25 protein-coding genes are annotated in these 21,620 nt (G+C 38.0%); 3 read left to right on the forward strand and 22 right to left on the reverse strand.

The window, feature by feature from the left end:
• Positions 1 to 35: 35 nt before the first annotated feature.
• From rpiB to AC1Q8M_RS22925, 3 genes are all read right to left on the reverse strand, one after another.
• On the reverse strand, positions 36 to 479 hold the full coding sequence (gene rpiB / locus AC1Q8M_RS22915; RefSeq protein ID WP_000869539.1) for a ribose 5-phosphate isomerase B: 444 nt from the start codon (positions 477 to 479) through the stop codon (positions 36 to 38).
• A gap of 96 nt (positions 480 to 575) precedes the next feature.
• On the reverse strand, positions 576 to 1,016 hold the full coding sequence (locus tag AC1Q8M_RS22920; protein WP_098855725.1) for a low molecular weight protein arginine phosphatase: 441 nt from the start codon (positions 1,014 to 1,016) through the stop codon (positions 576 to 578).
• A 242-nt stretch (positions 1,017 to 1,258) separates the two neighbouring features.
• On the reverse strand, positions 1,259 to 1,756 hold the full coding sequence (locus tag AC1Q8M_RS22925) for a PTS sugar transporter subunit IIA (RefSeq protein ID WP_000473666.1): 498 nt from the start codon (positions 1,754 to 1,756) through the stop codon (positions 1,259 to 1,261).
• A gap of 387 nt (positions 1,757 to 2,143) precedes the next feature.
• Between AC1Q8M_RS22925 and AC1Q8M_RS22930 the strand changes: the two genes are divergently transcribed.
• Complete coding sequence (locus tag AC1Q8M_RS22930) at positions 2,144 to 2,530, forward strand: DoxX family protein (protein ID WP_000968616.1); 387 nt, start codon at positions 2,144 to 2,146, stop codon at positions 2,528 to 2,530.
• A 158-nt stretch (positions 2,531 to 2,688) separates the two neighbouring features.
• Positions 2,689 to 3,300: a flavin reductase family protein gene (locus AC1Q8M_RS22935; protein WP_000949045.1), complete on the forward strand. Its 612-nt coding sequence runs from the start codon at positions 2,689 to 2,691 to the stop codon at positions 3,298 to 3,300.
• A gap of 81 nt (positions 3,301 to 3,381) precedes the next feature.
• On the opposite strand, the gene AC1Q8M_RS22940 is transcribed toward AC1Q8M_RS22935, so the two are convergent.
• The 15 genes from AC1Q8M_RS22940 to spo0F all read right to left on the reverse strand — a co-directional run bounded on the left by AC1Q8M_RS22940 (position 3,382) and on the right by spo0F (position 16,465).
• A complete protein-coding gene (locus tag AC1Q8M_RS22940) occupies positions 3,382 to 3,660 on the reverse strand; it encodes a DUF3935 domain-containing protein (protein ID WP_000197475.1) in 279 nt (92 codons plus the stop codon).
• Between the two features lie 79 nt (positions 3,661 to 3,739).
• Positions 3,740 to 3,871 carry a hypothetical protein gene (locus AC1Q8M_RS22945; RefSeq protein WP_001037634.1) on the reverse strand — a complete coding sequence of 44 codons (132 nt, stop codon included), beginning with the start codon at positions 3,869 to 3,871 and terminating at the stop codon, positions 3,740 to 3,742.
• Positions 3,872 to 3,890: 19 nt separating this feature from the next.
• On the reverse strand, positions 3,891 to 4,439 hold the full coding sequence (locus AC1Q8M_RS22950; RefSeq protein ID WP_000142477.1) for a manganese efflux pump MntP: 549 nt from the start codon (positions 4,437 to 4,439) through the stop codon (positions 3,891 to 3,893).
• A gap of 77 nt (positions 4,440 to 4,516) precedes the next feature.
• Positions 4,517 to 5,557: an L-threonylcarbamoyladenylate synthase gene (locus tag AC1Q8M_RS22955; RefSeq protein ID WP_098360947.1), complete on the reverse strand. Its 1,041-nt coding sequence runs from the start codon at positions 5,555 to 5,557 to the stop codon at positions 4,517 to 4,519.
• A gap of 108 nt (positions 5,558 to 5,665) precedes the next feature.
• Entirely contained in the window at positions 5,666 to 6,124 is a 459-nt protein-coding gene (locus tag AC1Q8M_RS22960; RefSeq protein WP_097877280.1) for a GNAT family N-acetyltransferase, read from the reverse strand.
• Between the two features lie 49 nt (positions 6,125 to 6,173).
• Positions 6,174 to 7,037: a stage II sporulation protein R gene (gene spoIIR, locus AC1Q8M_RS22965; protein WP_043924870.1), complete on the reverse strand. Its 864-nt coding sequence runs from the start codon at positions 7,035 to 7,037 to the stop codon at positions 6,174 to 6,176.
• A gap of 112 nt (positions 7,038 to 7,149) precedes the next feature.
• Positions 7,150 to 8,001 carry a peptide chain release factor N(5)-glutamine methyltransferase gene (gene prmC / locus AC1Q8M_RS22970; RefSeq protein ID WP_098855727.1) on the reverse strand — a complete coding sequence of 284 codons (852 nt, stop codon included), beginning with the start codon at positions 7,999 to 8,001 and terminating at the stop codon, positions 7,150 to 7,152.
• Positions 8,001 to 9,068, reverse strand: a complete 1,068-nt coding sequence (gene prfA / locus AC1Q8M_RS22975; RefSeq protein ID WP_000887066.1) for a peptide chain release factor 1 — start codon at positions 9,066 to 9,068, stop codon at positions 8,001 to 8,003. Before prfA ends, prmC begins: the two co-directional genes overlap by 1 nt.
• Before the next feature lie 266 nt (positions 9,069 to 9,334).
• Entirely contained in the window at positions 9,335 to 9,922 is a 588-nt protein-coding gene (locus AC1Q8M_RS22980; protein WP_000280851.1) for a thymidine kinase, read from the reverse strand.
• A 108-nt stretch (positions 9,923 to 10,030) separates the two neighbouring features.
• Positions 10,031 to 10,276 carry a type B 50S ribosomal protein L31 gene (locus AC1Q8M_RS22985; protein ID WP_000643435.1) on the reverse strand — a complete coding sequence of 82 codons (246 nt, stop codon included), beginning with the start codon at positions 10,274 to 10,276 and terminating at the stop codon, positions 10,031 to 10,033.
• 503 nt (positions 10,277 to 10,779) lie between these two features.
• Entirely contained in the window at positions 10,780 to 12,051 is a 1,272-nt protein-coding gene (rho, locus tag AC1Q8M_RS22990; RefSeq protein WP_001053903.1) for a transcription termination factor Rho, read from the reverse strand.
• 272 nt (positions 12,052 to 12,323) lie between these two features.
• On the reverse strand, positions 12,324 to 13,289 hold the full coding sequence (gene glpX, locus AC1Q8M_RS22995) for a class II fructose-bisphosphatase (RefSeq protein WP_000442336.1): 966 nt from the start codon (positions 13,287 to 13,289) through the stop codon (positions 12,324 to 12,326).
• Positions 13,290 to 13,405: 116 nt separating this feature from the next.
• Positions 13,406 to 14,695, reverse strand: a complete 1,290-nt coding sequence (gene murA / locus AC1Q8M_RS23000) for a UDP-N-acetylglucosamine 1-carboxyvinyltransferase (RefSeq protein WP_000413248.1) — start codon at positions 14,693 to 14,695, stop codon at positions 13,406 to 13,408.
• A 332-nt stretch (positions 14,696 to 15,027) separates the two neighbouring features.
• A complete protein-coding gene (locus AC1Q8M_RS23005) occupies positions 15,028 to 15,885 on the reverse strand; it encodes a class II fructose-bisphosphate aldolase (RefSeq protein WP_001131852.1) in 858 nt (285 codons plus the stop codon).
• Between the two features lie 211 nt (positions 15,886 to 16,096).
• Positions 16,097 to 16,465, reverse strand: coding sequence for a sporulation initiation phosphotransferase Spo0F (gene spo0F, locus AC1Q8M_RS23010; protein WP_000398593.1), 369 nt, complete (start codon positions 16,463 to 16,465; stop codon positions 16,097 to 16,099).
• Positions 16,466 to 16,666: 201 nt separating this feature from the next.
• On the opposite strand from spo0F, the gene AC1Q8M_RS23015 reads away from it, so the two are divergent.
• Positions 16,667 to 17,191, forward strand: a complete 525-nt coding sequence (locus AC1Q8M_RS23015; protein ID WP_000912413.1) for a DUF2529 domain-containing protein — start codon at positions 16,667 to 16,669, stop codon at positions 17,189 to 17,191.
• A 31-nt stretch (positions 17,192 to 17,222) separates the two neighbouring features.
• Here the strand turns inward: AC1Q8M_RS23015 and pyrG are convergent, their stop codons facing one another.
• The 4 genes from pyrG to acdA all read right to left on the reverse strand — a co-directional run bounded on the left by pyrG (position 17,223) and on the right by acdA (position 21,615).
• Positions 17,223 to 18,830 (reverse strand): CTP synthase, encoded by a 1,608-nt coding sequence (pyrG, locus tag AC1Q8M_RS23020; RefSeq protein WP_000170447.1) that lies wholly within the window; start codon positions 18,828 to 18,830, stop codon positions 17,223 to 17,225.
• Positions 18,831 to 19,087: 257 nt separating this feature from the next.
• Positions 19,088 to 19,624 carry a DNA-directed RNA polymerase subunit delta gene (gene rpoE / locus AC1Q8M_RS23025; protein ID WP_001009771.1) on the reverse strand — a complete coding sequence of 179 codons (537 nt, stop codon included), beginning with the start codon at positions 19,622 to 19,624 and terminating at the stop codon, positions 19,088 to 19,090.
• Between the two features lie 155 nt (positions 19,625 to 19,779).
• Positions 19,780 to 20,409 (reverse strand): TetR/AcrR family transcriptional regulator, encoded by a 630-nt coding sequence (locus tag AC1Q8M_RS23030; protein ID WP_000238600.1) that lies wholly within the window; start codon positions 20,407 to 20,409, stop codon positions 19,780 to 19,782.
• Between the two features lie 66 nt (positions 20,410 to 20,475).
• On the reverse strand, positions 20,476 to 21,615 hold the full coding sequence (gene acdA / locus AC1Q8M_RS23035; RefSeq protein WP_000545543.1) for an acyl-CoA dehydrogenase AcdA: 1,140 nt from the start codon (positions 21,613 to 21,615) through the stop codon (positions 20,476 to 20,478).
• Positions 21,616 to 21,620 lie beyond the last annotated feature (5 nt).

Below are 21,620 nucleotides of genomic sequence, written 5' to 3' on the forward strand. Positions count from 1 at the left end.
AAATTATATTTCACACTACTGATAGTTAGAATGTATTACTTTGTTTCGTATGTTTTAATTTTTCCTACGCGGTTTTCGTGACGACCACCTTCATAGTCAGTTGTTAACCAGATTTTTGCGATATCACGCGCTAGACCAGCACCAATTACACGCTCGCCCATTGCTAGCATGTTAGTGTCATTATGCTCTCTCGTTGCTTTCGCGCTGAAAGTATCATGAACTAACGCACAACGGATACCATTTACTTTGTTTGCTGCGATTGACATACCAATGCCTGTCCCACAAACTAAAATACCACGATCCACTTCACCATTCGCTACCATTTCAGCTGCTGGAAACGCAAAGTCAGGGTAATCAACAGAACCAGCTTCACATTCACAACCTAAATCAACATATTCAATATTTAACTCTTCTAATAAATTTACAAGTTCTTTGCGGATATTCATACCGCCGTGATCAGATGCTATTACTACTTTCATTTTTACCCCTCCAAAGTTTCAATCAATTATCTTCATTTCACACTCGCTACCTCAATAGGACGAAGTGATCTCCAATATCGTATTATACACGAAACATCAACCTACCGAATGTTTTTTCAGTAAAGTTTGTACAAGTTTTTCCATCTCATCTAACGTTTCTTTATAAATAGAAAGCGAGCCTCCAAATGGATCTGAAATGTCCTTGCCTATACCTTCAGTTAATCCATATAACGTATTCAATCTCTTTTCAACACTCGGATAATGCCCAAGTACAATTTGTTTATGATTTTCTGTCATCGTTACGACAATATCAGCCCAATCAAGCAAAGTTTCGTTTACTTGCTGCGCGGTATGGTCAATTGAAATCCCTTTTTCAGCTAAAGCTTCCTTCGCATGTACCGATGCATCGCTCCCAGGATAGGCGAAAACACCGGCAGATTGTACTTCAAACCTATCTCCTCCGTGATGACGAAGCAACGCCTCAGCCATTGGACTACGACATGTATTGCCAGTACAAACAAATAATACTCGTTTCATCCAAACCCACCCCTATATTCGATTTCTTACCACTCATCATAACTTACATTAGAATAGAACAAAAGAAATGTGAATATACAAAAGGCGCATTTCTCTTATATTTTTTCTAAGAAAAATGCGCCTTATCCACATATATGTGAAACCCTATTTCCAAGTGCCCAGAGTATTTTAACATACCTACTGAATATGCAACAAAAATAAGGAATCCATTTCATACGAAACGGATTCCTCTTATACAGCAATTATTTCATTGTAACTTTCATTACTTCTGTTGAACCTTTTGTAGCTGTTACGCCTACAGTTGTCTTAATAGACTCAGCTGCATCTGTGTTTGTAATAACGATTGGAGTAATTGTGCTTTTCGCTTTTTCACGGATTAATTCTAAGTCGAATGAGATTAATTTATCTCCAGCTTTTACAGCTTGGCCTTCAGAAACGTGAGCTTCGAAACCTTCGCCTTCCATTTTTACAGTTTCTAATCCAACGTGGATTAAAATTTCTGTGCCATTTTTCGCTTTAATTCCGATAGCATGTTTTGTGTGGAATAATTGTACGATTTCACCATCAACTGGAGATACAACTACACCTTCAGTAGGATCGATTGCAACACCGTCACCCATCATACGACCAGCGAATACTGGATCTGGTACTTCTTCAATATTTTTCACTGCTCCAGTTAATGGAGCTACGATTGTTTCTTCATTTGTTTTTGAACCAAGACCGAATAATTTTTTAAACATAGGATAGTCCTCCTTATAATTTACCTAAAAGTTTATAGGGCAATCCCTAGTAAAGCTCGGGATACATGTAAGACTTCATACTTCGAATATTATACTGTAAAAACGCTTTCGAAATAAATTACGTCATTACTAATAGACTCTTATTGTAGCGCTTCACAAAATTCCAGTCAATTCTGATTGTCTGAATAACAATAAGAAGTTAACTTCTATTTATATTTTCTCTTTTTTTGCCCAACTTGTCTAGAGGTCTTTACTACATTTTATTTTTTGTTGTTAATTTGTAAAATTTAATTCAAACTTTTTTCAAAATCCACTTGACTAAAGTAAGTAACTATTTTATTATTACTTACGTAAGGTAAGTTAATAACTTTTAGGAGGTTTTTAAAAATGATGGATTTCGGTCTACTTATTATTCGTCTTATTATAGGAATTACATTCATGGGTCATGGCGCTCAAAAATTATTTGGTTGGTTCGGCGGTTACGGTTTAAAAGGAACAGGTGGCTGGATGGAGTCAATCGGTTTACGCCCTGGTGTATTTATGGCATTTATGGCTGGCGCAACTGAATTACTAGGTGGTTTCTTATTCGCATCAGGTATTTTCATTGTAGTTGGTTCATTATTTATCGTTGGAACAATGTTAATGGCTATCTTCACTGTTCACGGAAAAAATGGTTACTGGGTAACACAAAATGGATATGAATATAACTTAATGTTAATCGCTGTTGCTGTTGGTGTAGCTTTAATCGGACCTGGCGCATACGTTTTACTTTAATTTTTATCTCAGATTTGAGATTCTTGAAAAAGAACTTACTTCATTACAATTGAAGTAAGTTCTTTTTATGAAACAAAATATTATTTCCAGCAGGATTTTCTCATCGTTATCTTGTAAACAAACAATAAGTATTCATATTTAGAAAGGGGATTACAAGCATGTTATCCATTAATCCAAATGAACAAACTGAAAAAGATAATTACAAATTACTTACTGGAAGTATCATCCCTCGCCCTGTCGCATTCGTTACTTCTTTAACAAAAGACGGTGTATTAAACGGCGCACCATATAGTTATTTTAATATTGTCGCTGCTAATCCACCACTTATCTCAGTATCTGTACAACGAAAAGCCGGAGAAAGAAAGGACACTTCCCGAAACGCAATTGAAAAAGGTGAATTTGTCGTACATATTTCTGACGAATCATATGTAGCAGCAATTAATGAAACAGCAGCTAATCTCCCGCCAAATGAAAGTGAAATTGAACTAGCAAAACTAACACCAATTGAAAGTGAAGTCATCTCCGTTCCAGGTGTAAAAGAAGCAAATATTCGAATGGAATGCGTATTAGAACGTGCAATTCCACTTGGTGGAACAGAAGACTCACCAGCTTGTGATCTACTAATTGGACGCGTCGTTCGTTTCCACGTTGCCGAACATCTATATGAAAAAGGGCGCATTCACGCAGAAGGACTCAAACCAATAAGCCGCCTAGCAGGACACAACTATGCAAAATTAGGAGAACAATTTGAATTAGTTAGGCCCATCTAAAAGTGGAAGCGGCTCGCTCAGAATCGATTCCTGCCATCACTCAAACATAAAAATCCCCTGCTTTTTAGCAGGGGATTTTTATCATTGTAATTCTTCCTTCTTTTCCTCTAAAGTAGGCAGTTTTTCTTTTTTCGGTTTCCCTAGCTTCATTACGAAGAAGTATAGGGAAAGCAGTGTAATAAGAAAAACAATTAAAAACGGGTACGGAGAGTAAAAGGCACGCGCCGCCTCAGTCTTTCCTGCAACAAATTTCAATGACTCAATATCTAAAAACTCAGCAAACATTTGTACACCGAGCATACTAAACCAAAAAACAAAAAAACTAATAATAATACCGAAAACTTGCTTCAATCTCGTCATTCATCTCATCCTTTCTATATCTGTAATTTTTAGTGCAATAAATATAGTACAAACAAAATATTCACAGAAAGGAACTATCTCACCATTCACGAATTAACTTAATCCAACCTAACATCGAAATTTGCAAAATAATACCCCAAATTATAAGTCTTCTTAGCCATCGAGGAAAGAAGGTTAAAAACTTAACATACCATTCCAATAGCTTGTTCATAATTCCCTCCTACATAAAATTATATAGGAAAAAGGATATATAATCCAAATCCAACCAAAATGATGCCACCTACTATCTCGCCATATGTACCGAGCATATCTTTCGCATGTCTACCAATTAATAGACCAATCCATGCTAATAACATGCTAACAAATCCAAAAAGTAATATCGTAATGATTGTTTGTGCCCCATAAATACCAAGACTAAGCCCTACTGAGAAACTATCTATACTAACGCCAAATGCAAATACGAATAAGCTAATTCCAATAGGGGCAGTTCTAGTCTCTTCATTTTGTAAAATGGTCGAATATACGATATAAAAACCTAGTCCGATTAATAAAATAGCACCCGCAAAATGTGCAATCTCTCCATACTTCTCTGATAAAAAACGACCTAGTACCATCCCTATAAACGGCATAATAATATGAAATATCCCTATCGTCATACCAATATACAGGATTTGTCTTAACTTTAGGGGCATCATCCCCATACCAAGACTCACCGAGAACGCATCCATCCCTAAGGCGAATGCCATAATTATTAAAGGTATTAGCTGTTCAAACGTCATTCATGCCCCTCCTTGGACGTGCTACTTCACAATATGCTTATCCAAGGAGAAATATTCTGTTTGCTAATCGTACCTTATCATTCAATAATAATATGATGTCCTGCCGCTTTTGTTAAACGATTCATAATAGCATTTCCTATTCCTTCATTAGGGAACGACTCACTAAAAATAACATCCACTTCACTTGCATCAAATGTTCTAAGTACATCATATAGTTTAGTCGCAACGCTAGCTAAGTCACTTCGAACACCACAAGACAATATAACATCTGCGTTATATACATGCTGATACTCTTCCGTCGTTAATACACCTACTTTAAATCCTTCTTCCTTTTTCTCATCCACAAGATGCTGAATAAACTCACGTGAGCCCTCAACAATACTAAGTGGTGCTTTCGGCGCATAATGTGTATATTTCATTCCAGGTGATTTCGGTTTTTCCTTCTCATCCTTTAAAGCTGGATCTAAAGAAACGGTACCTATCACCGCTTCTAATTGTTCTTTCGTAATCCCACCTGGACGTAATATTGTTGGAACCGTGCTTGTACAATCAATTACTGTTGATTCAACACCTACTCCAGTTGCACCACCATCAACAATACCTGCAATCTTCCCATTCAAATCTTCATATACGTGAGAAGCTAGTGTTGGACTTGGACGCCCTGAACGATTCGCACTTGGTGCCGCAACAGGTACATTCGCCTCTTCAATAAGAGCAAGTGCAATTGGATGATCAGGCATTCTTACTCCAACCGTATTAAGTCCTGCGGTCACCTTCTCTGAAATCCCTTCTTTTCTCGGCAAAATAATTGTTAATGGCCCTGGCCAAAAATGCGCCATTAACTTCTCTGCAACTGGTGGAATTTCTTTCACAATGCCATCTAACTGAGATTTTGTACCTATGTGGACAATAAGTGGATTATCACTCGGTCTTCCTTTCGCTTCGAAAATTTTTGCGATTGCTTCATCATCCATCGCGTTTGCACCTAACCCATAGACTGTTTCCGTAGGGAAAGCAACCGCCTCATTTTCTCTTAATAATTTTGCTGCTTCTTGTAACTGTGGATAATATTTTTTTCTTTCCACAACATTATCCACAACCCACATATTTGTATGCATTTTTTTCCACGTCCTTTTCTACCCTTAAATACTTGTCTATTTTTAGTTTACTATGAGATTTATCCAAAAGACAAACAAGGTTTATCCACAAAATGTGGATAAACCTAATTAATCCGTGGATAACTTTGTGAATAGCTGACAATTTAGTATTATTGCATTCTGCTCTTTTATATTTTTACAAAAATGTTCTAACTGTTGAATTCCCTCTGGAACCTCATCCTTTTCTATAGTAAAAAAGTCAAAGAACTGAAAGATTGGTACAGATTGTGGATGGTTTGTTAGTAAGTACAATTGTTGAACACTTTTTTCTTTCATATACTGCAAAAACGTTTCAAAAAAATATAAGAAAGTCTGTTTATCCACATGAGGTGTGAATAAACAAGAACGAATAAGTACATCTTCCCCACTTTGTTCATAACCAATTACAGCTCTTATTTCTTCCGCCTCTTCCAAAATCATAAATTGTGCGTACAACTCATTTATTTTATCATCTTTTTTATTAGCTTGTCCGAAAAAAGAATGTAATCTTTCCACATCTGCTTTCGTAGCAAAATACACTTTCTTCATAATAAATCCCTCCTCATTTTTATATATGAGGAGGGATTTATCAATAGTACTATTTAGAGAATAAAGATGTAAAAGCTTCTACAATAAACAATTTAACTTCTGGTTTTTCTTCTTCCTCTTCTACTTTTACATACTCATTTTGCTTTTCTTGTTTTTTCTCCACAGGTTTCTCCACTTTTTCCACAGTTTTTGTTTCTTCTTTACTTACAGGCTGCTCTTCAACTTTTGTTTCATTTTTTACTACTTTCTTTTCAGAAGATGTTACTTTTTTTACCACTTCCTGTTTTATAACTTTCGTTTCTTTTACCTTATCCACTTTCTTCTCTTCTGTATTTACTACTTCCTCATCTAGTTGTTTCACCTGCTCCTCTTCAGGAGATTCCGCCTTCACAACGTGCTCTTCTTTTCTTACAGCTGTCCCACTCGAAAAATCTAAGAAACACATTGGTGGAAATAATACACACCACCAGTTCGCCCCTTCACCTTCTCCAATTGTGATCAATACTGCTTCATATTCTCCTGCTGGATAAATAAAATTCCCATATACCTTTGTAGGAAACTTTACATTCTTACTAAATTTCACTTGAAATGATTCTTTACTTCCTTCTCTTTTTAACGTATTTTCCACCGTTTTCTCGATTTCTGGAATATGACTTTGAATTACTTTGCGTGCCTCTTCAAATGAAGTTAAATCCGCTACCCATCCATCAATTTGTGCTTTTACTTCATCACGCACTTTACGCTTTAATGCCTGGTCTTTATCTGAATCACTATTTGCTAAAATTCGCAATCGAACGGCCTCTTTCGGAATAACTGAAGGCCCTTTCGCATCAGCTTTCATATATCCAAACTGCACAAGTAACTGTGCACCAATTAATAATATAAGAAGATAAGCAATAACTTGTTTTTTCATTTCCTCCACCGTCCCTTCTACAAACAGTGTGGACAGACTTTCATATTTCTAAACTATTAAATTCAAAATCTATATGAATTTTCCCATAAAAAAATAGAGTAAGGTGTGAACCTTACTCCATCTCTGCAAATACCATACGGTCTTTTCCGTTAATATCAAAAACAACCTCGACATGGGCATGTGGAAAAGCTTGTTGTAACAATCTTTTTACATCCTCACCTTGTCCTACTCCAATTTCAAACGCTACAATTGCTTTCTCCTGCAACACATTCGGCAATTCTTTCATAAAACGGCGATAAAAATCTAATCCGTCTTCTCCACCAACAAGTGCTCTCTTCGGCTCATGCTCTTTCACAACAGGAGAAAGACCACGCCAATCCTCTTCCGGTATATATGGAGGATTTGAAACAACAACATCTAGCTTTTGACCCGTTTTATCAAATGGTGACAATAAATCACCGTGATAGAACGTTACTTCTGCACCTAAAGCTTTTGCATTTTCTTTTGCAACTTCAATCGACTCTTGTGCAATATCTACTGTATATACGTAGAGATTTTTATTTTCTAAAGCAAGCGTAATAGAAATCGCTCCACTACCTGTGCCTATATCTGCTACATGTAGTTCCTTGTCGCCAAAATGGCGCTCAATTCTTTCTAATACTCCTACTATAAGCTCTTCTGTTTCCGGTCTTGGTATTAATACTTCTTCATTCACAAAGAACGACCGGCCATAAAACATTTCATAACCAATCATATATTGAATAGGAATACCTTCTACATGCTTGTGGATAAACTCCGTAAAGCTTTCCTCTTGTTCCTCATTTATTTCTTCACGCATATTCATAAGTAATCCTGTTCTGTTCATCTTTAATACATGACAAAGGACAATTTCTCCCGCATTTTCATCTCGTCCATTTTCCTGTAAAAAAGAAGAAGCCCATTTCAGGGCTTCATAGACACGCATTACTCAGCTGCCTCCATCCTTTGAGCCTGATCTTCCATCACTAAGGCATTGATGAAATCATCTAACTTACCTTGTAAGATTTGATCTAGCTTTTGAATCGTTAAACCGATTCGATGGTCTGTAACACGGTTTTGCGGGAAGTTATACGTACGAATACGCTCTGAACGATCACCCGTACCAACAGCTTGTTTACGGTTTTGATCATATTCAGCTTGTGCTTCTTGTCTAAACTTATCATAAACACGTGCGCGTAATACTTTCATCGCTTTTTCTTTATTCTTAATTTGTGATTTCTCATCCTGACAAGATACAACTACACCAGTCGGTAAATGCGTTAAACGTACCGCTGACATCGTTGTATTAACACTTTGTCCACCAGGACCACTAGAAGCGAATGTATCAACACGAACATCTTTCTCGTGAATGTCGATTTCTACTTCCTCTGCCTCTGGTAATACAGCTACAGTTGCTGTAGATGTATGAATACGTCCACCAGATTCCGTTTCAGGAACACGTTGTACACGGTGAGCACCATTCTCGAATTTCAGCTTCGCGAAAGCACCTTTACCGTTAATCATAAAGATAATCTCTTTATATCCACCTAACTCTGTATAGCTAGCCTCGATAATCTCCGTTTTCCAGCCCTGTACCTCAGCGTAACGGCTATACATACGGTATAAGTCACCAGCAAATAAAGCGGCCTCGTCGCCACCAGCAGCCCCACGAACCTCAACGATAACGTTCTTATCATCATTAGGGTCCTTTGGAACTAGTAAAATTTTCAGACGTTCTGATAACGTTTTTTCTTGTGATTCTAACTCAGAAACCTCTTCTTTTACCATGTCACGCATTTCTGCGTCTAACTTCTCTTCTAACATTGCTTTCGCATCTTTTAATTGCTCACGAACATCCTTATACTCACGATACACCTCTACCGTTTCCTGTATATCAGACTGTTCCTTTGAATATTCACGAAGTTTATTTGTATCGCTAATAACCTCTGGGTCACTTAACAATTCATTTAACTTCTCATAACGATTTTCTACAGCTTGCAAACGATCTAACACATCATTCACCTCTACATCCTAGTATCTAATACAAATAGTATATGGTACTTACTCAAAAAAACGCAAATTATATTTAAAAGTGGCGGTGGCTCTTTCAGCTCTGACCAGCTAAGGTTCTTTCGACCTAAAGGTGCTTTTTACCTTTTGGGCGGAAGGTTCTTAGATGCGAAGAGCTAGCCACCAGAACTAGATATATTTAAAAGCGTAAGCGGCTCACACCAACCACACTCTCTATTCTGAAAAAAACCCGCCTTGCGCAGCGAGTTTTACTTATCTTTGTTTGTAGGAACTGCATGACAATGACGACAGCGTGGCTCATACGATTCTGAAGCCCCAACTAAAATAATCGGATCATCAAATGCCGCTGGTTCTCCATCAATTAATCGTTGTGTACGACTTGCCGGAGATCCACATGCAGAACATACTGCTTGTAGCTTTGTTACATGTTCAGCAATCGCCATCAGCTGAGGAACTTGTCCAAATGGTAGACCACGGAAATCTTGGTCTAAACCAGCTACAATGACACGATAGCCACGATTTGCCAATACTTGCACCACTTCCACAATGTCCCCATCAAAGAATTGTACCTCATCGATTGCAATTACATCCATATCTTCAGTGATATGTTCAAATATATCTTTTGAAGCTGAAACAGGAACTGCTTTTACCTTTAATCCGTTATGTGATACAACGTCTTCTTCACTATAGCGATTATCAATACATGGTTTAAATACAATTGCATGTTGTTTCGCAAATTGCGTACGGCGCACACGGCGGATTAACTCTTCTGATTTACCAGAAAACATACTACCGCAAATCACTTCAATCCAGCCATTTTGATTTATTAAGTACATGAAGCTCTCCTTTCATCTACTTTTTAGTTAAAAGTAGGGTAAAGGTATAATATTTTCACAAAAAAAACAGACAAGCGAATACATACACTTGCCTGTTTTATGTTTTTATTACTTGATACCGTATTTCTTATTGAAGCGATCAACGCGTCCGTCTGCAGTAGCAAACTTCTGACGTCCAGTGTAGAATGGGTGAGAATCAGAACTGATCTCAACTTTTAGTAATGGATAAGTGTTACCATCTTCCCACTCAACAGTTTCGCTAGAGCCTTTAGTAGACCCGCTTAAGAATTTGAAGCCTGTGTTTGTGTCCATGAATACAACTTTCTTGTAATCTGGGTGAATTCCTGCTTTCATTCTTTTCATCTCCTTCCGCCCTGAATCATTTTCGAAACAGAGTTTTTCATCTTCAGCTGCATACACAACTATATTGATGAAACACATATGATGAAATTATAACAAGGCTAACTTCATTTTGCAACTACCTGTTTTTGTCTTTTGAAATTTAAAGTGTAGACGGCTCGTTTAGCTCTGACTGGCTAAGGTTCTCTCGCACAAAAGGTGCTTTTTACCTTTCGGGCGGAAGGTTCTTAGATGTGAAGAGCTAGCCACCGGAACTGGATATCACTTAAAAATCCAGGACACTTCACACCCTCTCACTTGAGGCGCTTTTTGCCTCATGGAAAGACGCGAAGCCACCTACCATTCTAGCCGCTGGAGCTAGATATCACCTTAAAGTGGAGGCGGTTCGTTCTGCTCTGACCAGCTAAGGTTCTCCCACTTATTTCTCTCTTTAATATCACCTAAAAGGCATAAAAAACTCGCTTACTATAAAATAAGCGAGTCCCAATCTTTTCCCTTTACTTAGTTGTTACATATCTTTTCGAGTCTGCAACAATGTTTTGTAAAAATTCTTCGTTTGTCTTCGTTTGACGAAGCTTACGTAAGAAACTTTCAACAAAGTCTGGTGTATCACGCATTGTTTTACGAATGCCCCATAACTTGTCTAAATGCTCTTTTGGAATTAATAGATCTTCTTTACGTGTACCAGAACGACGAATATCAATCGCTGGGAAGATACGACGTTCAGCTAACGAACGATCTAAGTGAAGTTCCATATTTCCAGTTCCTTTAAATTCCTCGTAAATAACATCGTCCATACGAGAACCTGTATCAACAAGGGCTGTTGCTAAAATCGTTAAGCTACCGCCTTCTTCAATATTACGTGCAGCTCCAAAGAAACGCTTCGGTCTATGGAAAGCCGCTGGGTCGATACCACCCGATAATGTTCTACCACTTGGCGGAATAACGAGGTTGTAAGCTCGCGCTAAACGGGTAATACTATCCATTAAAATGATAACATCTTTTTTGTGCTCTACAAGACGCATTGCACGTTCTAACACAAGTTCAGCTACTTTAATATGATTTTCTGGTACTTCATCAAAAGTAGAACTTACAACGTCGCCCTTAACAGAACGTTCAATGTCTGTTACTTCCTCTGGACGCTCATCAATTAAAAGCACAATTAATTCTGCTTCTGGATGATTTGTTGTAACACTGTGTGCAATTTCTTTTAATAGACTTGTTTTACCAGCCTTTGGAGGCGCAACAATTAAACCACGTTGTCCAAATCCAACTGGTGCGATTAAATCCATGATACGTGTCGGTAACTTTTTCGGTTCCGTTTCCAATTTCATTTGGCGATCTGGGTATAATGGTGTTAATGCAGGGAAATGCACACGCTCTTTTGCTGAATCTGGATCATCTCCGTTTACAGCTTCAACTTGTAATAACCCAAAATAGCGTTCATTTTCTTTCGGAGGTCGTACTTTACCAGAAACTTTGTCTCCATTACGTAAATCGAAACGACGAATTTGCGAAGCTGAGATATAAATATCTTCTGAGCTTGGAGAATAGTTGATAGGACGTAGGAATCCAAATCCTTCTGATTGAATAATTTCTAATACGCCTTCCATGAAAAAGAAACCTTCTTTTTCTGCTCGAGCTTTCAAAATAGAAAAGATTAACTCTTTTTTCGTTAACTTGCTATAATACGAAATCTTAAATTCTTTCGCAAGCTCGTATAACTCTTTTAATTTCATGTTTTCTAATGCTGCAATTGACAAATTCATTCAGACACCACACTTTAACGTTATTCTCTTTTTTCATGGGTAAAGGGAAAAAATACGGAAGGCAAATAATTAATAATGAAAGGCAATAAGTTCAAGTAGGGTAATATTCACTATTGTAACCCTTTTATCTAGTTTTAATCAATACGTTGGAACACAAATACAAGAAGCGAAGACAAGAAAATTTGTCTTCGCTTCTTATTTAATTTAGTTCCGGCTCCGATAGTTAAAAAGATCGACCATTTTAACCTTTCTGAACGAGCCGCTTCCACCTTTTACTTAATAACCAAGTTCGGTTTTTTATTTAAGCTATGACGACCATCTACGAAGCGAACTGTGCCTGATTTTGCACGCATAACAAGAGATTGCGTTGTTCCTACGCTACCTTTAAATTGAACACCACGTAATAGTTCACCATCTGTTACACCTGTTGCTGCAAAGATTGCATCGTCACCTTTTACTAAGTCCTCCATACGAAGGATACGATTAATGTCTTCTATGCCCATTTTTTTACAACGTGCTAATTCAGCTTCGTTTTGTGGCAATAGTTTTCCGTGAATTTCTCCACCTAAACATTTTAAAGCAACTGCTGCCAATACACCTTCAGGTGCTCCACCAGATCCAAATAGAATATCTACACCTGTACGATCAAACGCTGTATTAATTGCTCCAGCTACATCTCCATCATTAATTAATTTAATACGAGCACCAGCCTTACGAATTTCTTCGATAATTGCTTGGTGACGTGGACGGTTTAAAACTGTTGCTACAACATCTTCAATGTCTTTATTTTTCGCTTTCGCAACTGCACGTAAGTTATCAATAATAGGCGCATCAATGTCGACTGCCCCAACTGCTTCTGGGCCAACCGCGATTTTATCCATGTACATGTCAGGAGCATGTAACAAATTACCGTGGTCTGCAATTGCAATAACAGCAAGAGCATTCCAGCCACCAGCTGCTACGATGTTTGTCCCTTCTAAAGGATCAACCGCAACGTCTACACGTGGTCCATATCCTGTACCTAATTTCTCTCCGATATATAGCATTGGTGCTTCATCCATCTCACCTTCACCAATTACGACTGTACCTTTCATCGGAATTGTATCAAATACATCACGCATAGCTGATGTTGCTGCACCGTCTGCCTCATCCTTTTTCCCGCGCCCCATCCAACGCGCTGATGATAATGCTGCAGCCTCTGTTACACGTACTAACTCCATAGATAAACTTCTTTCCACAATAATCCCTCTCCTTTAAGTCTTTATATTTCTGCCGTATTTTGTGAACCGTGTTTTTCTATAAAGTGTACTTCCGCAAGTAGTGATGCTTCGCTTCCCCCTTACGGAAGTATCACTTATGCGTTCTTCATCTCTTCAATTTCTTGTTTTGTCATTTGTTCTCGCCAAATGTTTGCTCCAAGCCCTTTAAGCTTGTCCACTATATTCTCATAACCTCGATCAATATGCTCAAGTCCTGTTACTTCTGTAATTCCATCTGCCATTAACCCTGCAATAACAAGTGCTGCTCCCGCTCGTAAATCACTCGCCTTCACTTTTGCACCTTGCAGTAACACAGGACCAGTTACAATTGCCGAACGACCTTCTACTTTAATTTGAGCATTCATACGACGTAATTCATCAATGTGTTTGAAACGGGCACCGTAAATTGTATCTGTTACAACTCCCGTCCCGTGCGCCTTTGTTAAAAGCGTCGTAAACGGCTGTTGTAAATCTGTTGGAAAACCTGGATATACAAGCGTTTTGATATCAACTACTTTTAACTTTCTATTACCGTTCACTGTAATTTGATCATCATTCGTTTCAACTTGAACACCAGCTTCTCTTAGCTTAGCAGTAACTGATTCTAAATGCTGAGGAATAACGTTATCAACCGTTACTTCTCCTCCTGATGCAGCTCCTAGAATCATATACGTACCAGCTTCGATACGATCTGGGATGATAGTATGGTGACAACCATGTAAAGAGTCCACACCATCTATTCGGATTACATCTGTACCAGCACCTTTAATACGTGCTCCCATGCTTGTTAACAATGTAGCTACATCAATAATCTCGGGTTCTTTCGCTGCATTTTCAATAACAGTTCTACCTTTTGCTCGTACAGCTGCTAGCATAATATTAATCGTAGCCCCCACACTAACAACATCTAAATAAATACGTGCTCCATGTAGTTCATCTGCTCTTAAATAGATGGCACCTTGTTCATTTGTAACATGTGCACCTAGCGCTTCAAACCCTTTAATATGCTGATCAATCGGCCTCGGTCCTAAGTGACATCCACCCGGAAGCCCAATAACAGCTTTTTTAAAACGGCCAAGCATCGCACCCATTAAATAATAAGAAGCGCGCAATTTTTTCACTTTTCCATTTGGCAAAGGCATTGCAACCATGTTAGAAGGATCGACTACCATCTCTTCCTCCTGTCCATAAGTTACTTTCCCTCCAATTTCCTCTAGTAAGTCGCCTAACATTTTCACGTCCGAAATATTAGGGACACCACCAATAGTTACTGGAGTATCTGCTAAAATTGTCGCTGGAATTAATGCAACGGCACTGTTCTTTGCACCGCTTACTCGAATTGTTCCATTTAAAGCTCTTCCGCCTTCAATTAGCAATTTTTCCATATTGAGCTCCCTTCTTGTGAATGTATTTACTTTCTATCTTTTCATAGAAAGCTCCCCTTAAGAATCTCAATTACTCTTTCCATCCCAAAACTCAATAAATAGGAAACCATTATCTCCATTTCTCCTGTAGCACGAATAGATAAAGATCAACTATTCATCGAATTCACTTTATCAATTTAGATACGTTATCACATTTATTAATAGGACTATGCACATTATTTTCTATTTAAAAACCAAAAATGATAAAATCTTTCGACTTGTTCACGCTTTCATTATACAACGAAAGGAAACCGTCTAAAAGACTAGACGGTTTCCAAAACGGAATTTTATTCTTACGCTTTACCGTTAGAACCGAACTCACGCATTTTACCAGCAACAGTTGCTTTAATAGCGTCGCGGCCAGGTCCAATAAATTTACGAGGGTCGTAAACTTCTTGGTCTTTGTTTAATACTTCACGAACAGCTTTTGTAAACTCGATTTGGTTCTCAGTGTTTACGTTGATTTTTGAAGTACCTAAAGAGATAGCTTTTACGATATCAGCAGTTGGGATACCAGTACCACCGTGTAATACTAAAGGTACGCCAGTGAAGTCACGAACTTGTTCCATTTCAGCGAATCCTAAGTTAGGCTCACCTTTGTAAGGACCGTGTACAGAACCTAAAGCTGGAGCTAGGCAATCGATACCTGTTGCTTCAACAAGGTGTTTACACTCTGCAGGATCAGCGTAAATTACGCCTTCAGCGATTACGTCGTCTTCTTGTCCGCCAACTGTCCCAAGCTCAGCTTCAACAGATACGTTACGAGCGTGTGCGTATTCTACTACTTTTTTAGTAGTTTCAACGTTTTCTTCGAATGGGTGGTGAGAAGCGTCGATCATTACAGATGTGAAACCTGCATCGATTGCTTCTTTACATTTCTCAAAGCTTGAACCATGGTCAAGGTGAATCGCTACAGGAACAGTGATGTTCATTTCTTCGATTAAAGCTTTAACCATAGCTACAACTGTTTTGAAACCAGTCATATGACGAGCTGCACCCTCAGATACACCTAGGATTACAGGAGATTTTTCTTCTTCCGCAGCAGCTAAGATAGCTTGAGTCCACTCTAAGTTGTTCATGTTGAATTGACCAACTGCGTATTTTCCTTCTAGTGCTTTGTTTAGCATTTCTTTCATAGAAACTAAAGGCATGGTGAATCCTCCTAAAAAACGTTTTTTGTATCCGATAAATTCTTATCGCTGGTAGTATGACCAGGATAAGGTAAATTATGTATATTTACCTACCGGACTTTTTTCTACACTCAATAGGATAACAACTTGTACTCAAAAACTCAACTGTATTCACCTGCTCAATAGTCCATGTAAACGCTTTTTTCCATATTTTTTATAAAAAATTCATTTTTTACGCCTCTACAGCAAGTTGCTCTCTCACAGCTTGACGAATTTCATCAATATCAAATGGTTTAGCAAAATGCATTAAAGCACCTAAATCTTTTGCTTCTTGGATCATATCAAGCTCTCCATAAGCAGTCATTAAAATGACTTTAATACTCTCATCAATCTCTTTTACATGCTTTAAAATCTCTATACCATCCATGCCTGGAATTTTCATATCTAACACTACTAAATCTGGATTATCTTTTTTCACGATATCTAAAGCTTGAAATCCATTCGCTGCTTGGAATGTCTGATAACCTTCTTTTTGGAACACTTCATGTAATAACACACGAATCCCATATTGATCATCAACAATTAAAATTTTACCTTCCATAATTCCCAACCTTTCTGTGTAAGTACAAGATTTAAAGCTTCTTATATCTTAACGATTTATTTTCGCTATTCTTTGGCAAATTCCTTCCTATTCTTTCTTATTTTACCGTTTCCTATTTTGTTATGCTACCCTACGATTTCACCTTTCTAAAAAAATAAACTATAATGAAAGCCGGCAAACACGTACGAAGGGAGTAACATTATGTTAAAAATTTTTTCAACTCAATTAAGTGGTTATTTCTCCAGAGTTTCTCAAAAAGAGGAAATGAATATAGAAGATAGCGCTCGTTTACTTGCTCAAGCACTAGTTGGCGATGGTTTCATTTATTTATATGGTACAAATGAAATGGAGGGCGTTGTTGCCGAAGCACTATTCGGTGCTGAACCAATGAAGCAAGCAAAACGCTTATTTGAAAATGGTAAAGAAGCAGAAGTAACCTCTGCAGATCGTGTACTTCTTATTAGCCGTTTTTCAACAGATGAAGCGGTTGTAGAAATTGCAAAAAAACTACAAGAAGAGGGACACTCTATTGTCGGCATTTCTGCTCTTCAAGAAGGTACGGAATCACTGGAACAATATACAGACGTACATATTGATACAAAACTGTTAAAAGGTCTTATTCCAGACGATGAAGGTAATCGCTACGGGTTCCCAAGCTTAATAGTAGCTTTATTTGCTTATCACGGAATCAAATTTACAATTGATGAAATGTTAAATGAATATTAAAAAAAGCGCCTTATTTCAGGCGCTTTTTTTATTACTTGCTCTCTTTATTCGTAATAGAAGCTCTTACGAAGTCATGGAACAATGGTTGTGGACGGTTTGGACGAGAAACAAGTTCTGGGTGGAACTGTGCTGCCACGAACCAAGGGTGGTCTTTTAATTCAATGATTTCAACTAGACGGCCGTCTGGGCTTGTACCAGAGAATACAAATCCTTCTTTTTCCATATCCGGACGGAACTGATTGTTGAACTCATAACGATGACGATGACGCTCATATACAACCGGCTCATTATAAGCATTGTAAGCATTTGTTTCTTCAGCAAGCTTACATGGGTATAGACCAAGACGAAGTGTACCACCTAAGTCCTCTACATCTTTTTGTTCTGGTAATAAGTCAATGATTGCATATGGCGTATCAGGATTGATCTCAGAAGAGTTAGCACCTTCTAAACCTAATACGTTACGTGCAAATTCGATTGATGCAAGTTGCATACCTAAGCAAATTCCTAAGAATGGAACTTTGTTTTCACGAGCATATTGAATCGCAACGATTTTACCTTCTACACCACGATCGCCGAAGCCACCTGGTACAAGGATACCATCTGTATCGCCAACTAATTCTTTTACGTTTTCTGCTGTTACGTGCTCAGCATTTACCCATTTTACTTCTACATCTGTGTCGAATGAGTAACCAGCATGACGAAGTGCTTCTACAACAGAAATATATGCATCTTGAAGTTCTACATATTTACCAACAAGAGCGATTTTTGTTTTCTTAGAAAGATTACGTACTTTGTTAACTAGCGCAGTCCACTCTGTCATATCTGCAGCTGGATTGTCTAATTTTAAGTGGTCACAAACGATTTGGTCCATGTTTTGTTCTTGAAGAGATAATGGAACCGCATATAAAGTATCTGCATCGCGAGCTTCGATAACTGCTTTTGTATCGATGTCACAGAATAATGCAAGCTTGTCTTTCATATCTTGAGAAACAGGAAGTTCTGTACGAACAACGATAATGTTTGGTTGAATACCTAAGCTACGAAGTTCTTTAACGCTATGTTGCGTTGGTTTTGTTTTCATTTCACCCGCTGCTTTTAAGTACGGGATTAACGTACAGTGAATGTACATTACATTGTCACGACCGATGTCGCTCTTGATTTGACGGATTGCTTCTAAGAATGGTAGAGACTCGATATCACCAACAGTTCCACCGATTTCTGTAATAACAACATCCGCATTTGTTTCACGGCCAGAACGATATACGCGCTCTTTAATTTCGTTAGTAATGTGAGGAATAACTTGAACTGTTCCTCCTAAATATTCACCGCGACGCTCTTTTTGAAGAACTGAAGAGTAAATTTTACCTGTTGTTACGTTGCTGTATTTGTTTAAGTTAATGTCGATAAAACGCTCATAGTGACCAAGGTCTAAGTCAGTTTCTGCGCCATCATCTGTTACGAATACCTCACCGTGTTGGTATGGGCTCATAGTCCCTGGGTCTACGTTAATGTATGGATCAAACTTTTGAATCGTTACATTTAAACCACGATTTTTTAAAAGTCTTCCAAGAGATGCTGCTGTAATACCTTTCCCTAAAGACGATACTACACCGCCTGTTACAAAAATATACTTAGTCATGAAAAAGCTCCCTTCTATTTTGCTGTTATATAATCACCGTTGCAAAGCGCAACGTATGTAGATAACACTGTATCCATCTTATTGTTAGACTCTTTTTATTTTCTAAACAAAAAACAAAAAAGAAAATTGCTCCCCTCATCACATAAAGTAATAAGTAGGGAGCAATTTTCTTTTATATTTACACTTTAAAAGTATTATCGTCCTTTTTTAAAGAGCCCAAAAATGATTCTACATGGACGATAATGAAAAGTCAAGAACTACAGTTCTTCCTCTTCTTCTTCTTCAGTTTCATCATACTCAAGTTCTTCTTCAGCGAAGTCGTCGTCTTCATCCTCTTCTAAATCATCAAGATCGTCGTCATCTCCGTCTTCATCTTCAAGAACCTTGTCCAAATCTTCTACATCATCTTCTTCGTCTGCATTTCCGTCTGCATCGTCAAAGTCATCTTCATCTTCTTCAATGTAGTCGTCAAAACCGTCTTCTTCAACTTTACGTTTCTTCTTCGGTTTTGGCTGCGGTAAGATTTCTTCATCAATTTGCTCATATGGGTACCAGCTGCGTAGTCCCCAACGATTTTCTCCTAAATTAATGAAACGTCCATCGATGTTTAAGTCTGTATAAAATTGTGCGAGTTTCGCATTAACTTGCTCTTGAGATAGTCCCAGCACTTGAGCGATTTCTTGAACCAACTCGTTGAATGTCGTTGCTTGTCTTTTATCCCCTAAAACGCTATGTACAACTTCAATCATTGAACATTCTTTTAGCTCTTCTGGTGAATATTGCTTAAAATTCACTTATGCGGCACTTCCTTTCATCAAATATAACCTTATATATAACGGTCTGCCTAAAAAAATCCATACTATTCATTATAAACAAAAGTCGCACAAATATGCTACAAAAAAAACGTGAAACTTTTATATGGTAATAAAATTAATAATTTGTCTGTTCCTTATTTCGGAAGCATATGGGCACCTTGCAACACATACCTAATTTGCATTTCTGTATATTCTTCGAGCGTATACAGTTTTTGCAGTGCCCAACGTCTAAACCCCCACATTTGTCCTTGTATAAAAATATTATGTGCAAGAAGCTGTATTTCTTTTTTATTTAATATAAATGTTCCATTTTCCGTACACTGTTCTAAAATATCCTCAAACATCCCTACCATTTGAAACTCTTTTTCTAATACATATGGGAGAGATTCTTTCGGTAAAAAACGTACTTCTTGATACATAATTAATACTTCTTCTTGTAATTCGTCCATCACTTTAAAGTAATTCTTTATCGCTACCTTTAAACTTTCTATACTCCCTTTTTCTGTACACACTACTTCCTCTAATCGTTCTTTTACATGTTCATATATACTATCACAAACTAAATACAAAACATCATCTTTTGTACGAATGTACTCATAAAGTGTCCCTATACTAAATCCAGCCGCTTTTGCAATCTCTCTCGTTGTTGTACGCGGAAATCCTTTTTGTTTAAACAGTTGCACCGCACCTTTAATCATTTGTTCACGTCTTAACGCAACTAATTTTTCATCTTTCACCGATGCATGTACATTATGTTTAACCATTCCCTTCACCTCTCTCTATTATTTTTTGGAAGGAAAAAGCGTAGGAGAATACCTACGCTTTCGTTCCTACTTCGTTAACATACGAGAAATTACAAGCCTCTGAATCTCTTGTGTTCCTTCATATATTTGTGTAATCTTTGCATCTCGCATATAACGCTCTACTGGATAATCTTTCGTATAACCGTAACCACCAAATACTTGCACCGCTTCAGTCGTCACCTTCATCGCTGTATCCCCTGCAAATACTTTTGACATCGCTGATTCTTTTCCATACGGAAGCCCTTCTGATTCAAGCCAAGCCGCTTGATATGTTAAAAGGCGTGCCGCTTCTACATCTGTTGCCATATCCGCAAGTTTAAAGCCAATCCCTTGCTGCGCCGCAATTGGTTTTCCAAATTGATGGCGCTCCCTTGCATATTCTACAGAAGCATCTAAAGCCCCTTGTGCAATACCAACAGCTTGCGCCGCAATACCGTTACGACCTCCATCTAATGTTTGCATCGCAACTTTAAATCCTTGCCCCTCTTCTCCAAGTAGATTCTCTACTGGAATACGGCAATCTTCAAACATAATTTCAGTCGTTGGTGAAGAGCGAATCCCTAGCTTGCTCTCCTTCTTCCCAACTGAAAATCCCGGTGTATCACTTTCTACAATAAATGCACTCGTACCACGCTGCTTCGATTCAGGATCAGTTAGCGCAAAAACAACATAAATATCAGCAATACCGCCATTTGTAATGAAAATTTTTGATCCATTTAAAATATAATGGTCGCCATCTCTCTTTGCGATTGTCTTCATTCCACCAGCATCCGATCCAGATCCTGGCTCCGTTAAGCCGTATGCACCAATTTTCTTCCCTTCAGCCATCGGTCGTAAAAACTTTTGCTTTTGTTCTTCTGTCCCAAATTTAAAAATTGGCCATCCCGCAAGTGAAGTATGCGCAGATAGTGTTACACCTGTTGAAGCACAAACTCGAGATAATTCTTCAATCGCAATTACGTAAGCTAAGTAATCGCTTCCAATTCCGCCGTACTCTTCAGGCCATGGAATACCGGTTAAACCAAGCTCTGCCATTTGATCAAATAACTCTCGATCAAATCGCTCTTCCTCATCACGCTCAGCTGCTGTTGGTGCTACTTCATTTTTAGCAAAATCTCGAACCATTTTTCTTATCATTTCATGTTCTTCTGATAGTTTAAAATGCATCTCCG

It is taken from the genome of Bacillus sp. GW823-FHT06A10, from assembly GCF_058795375.1.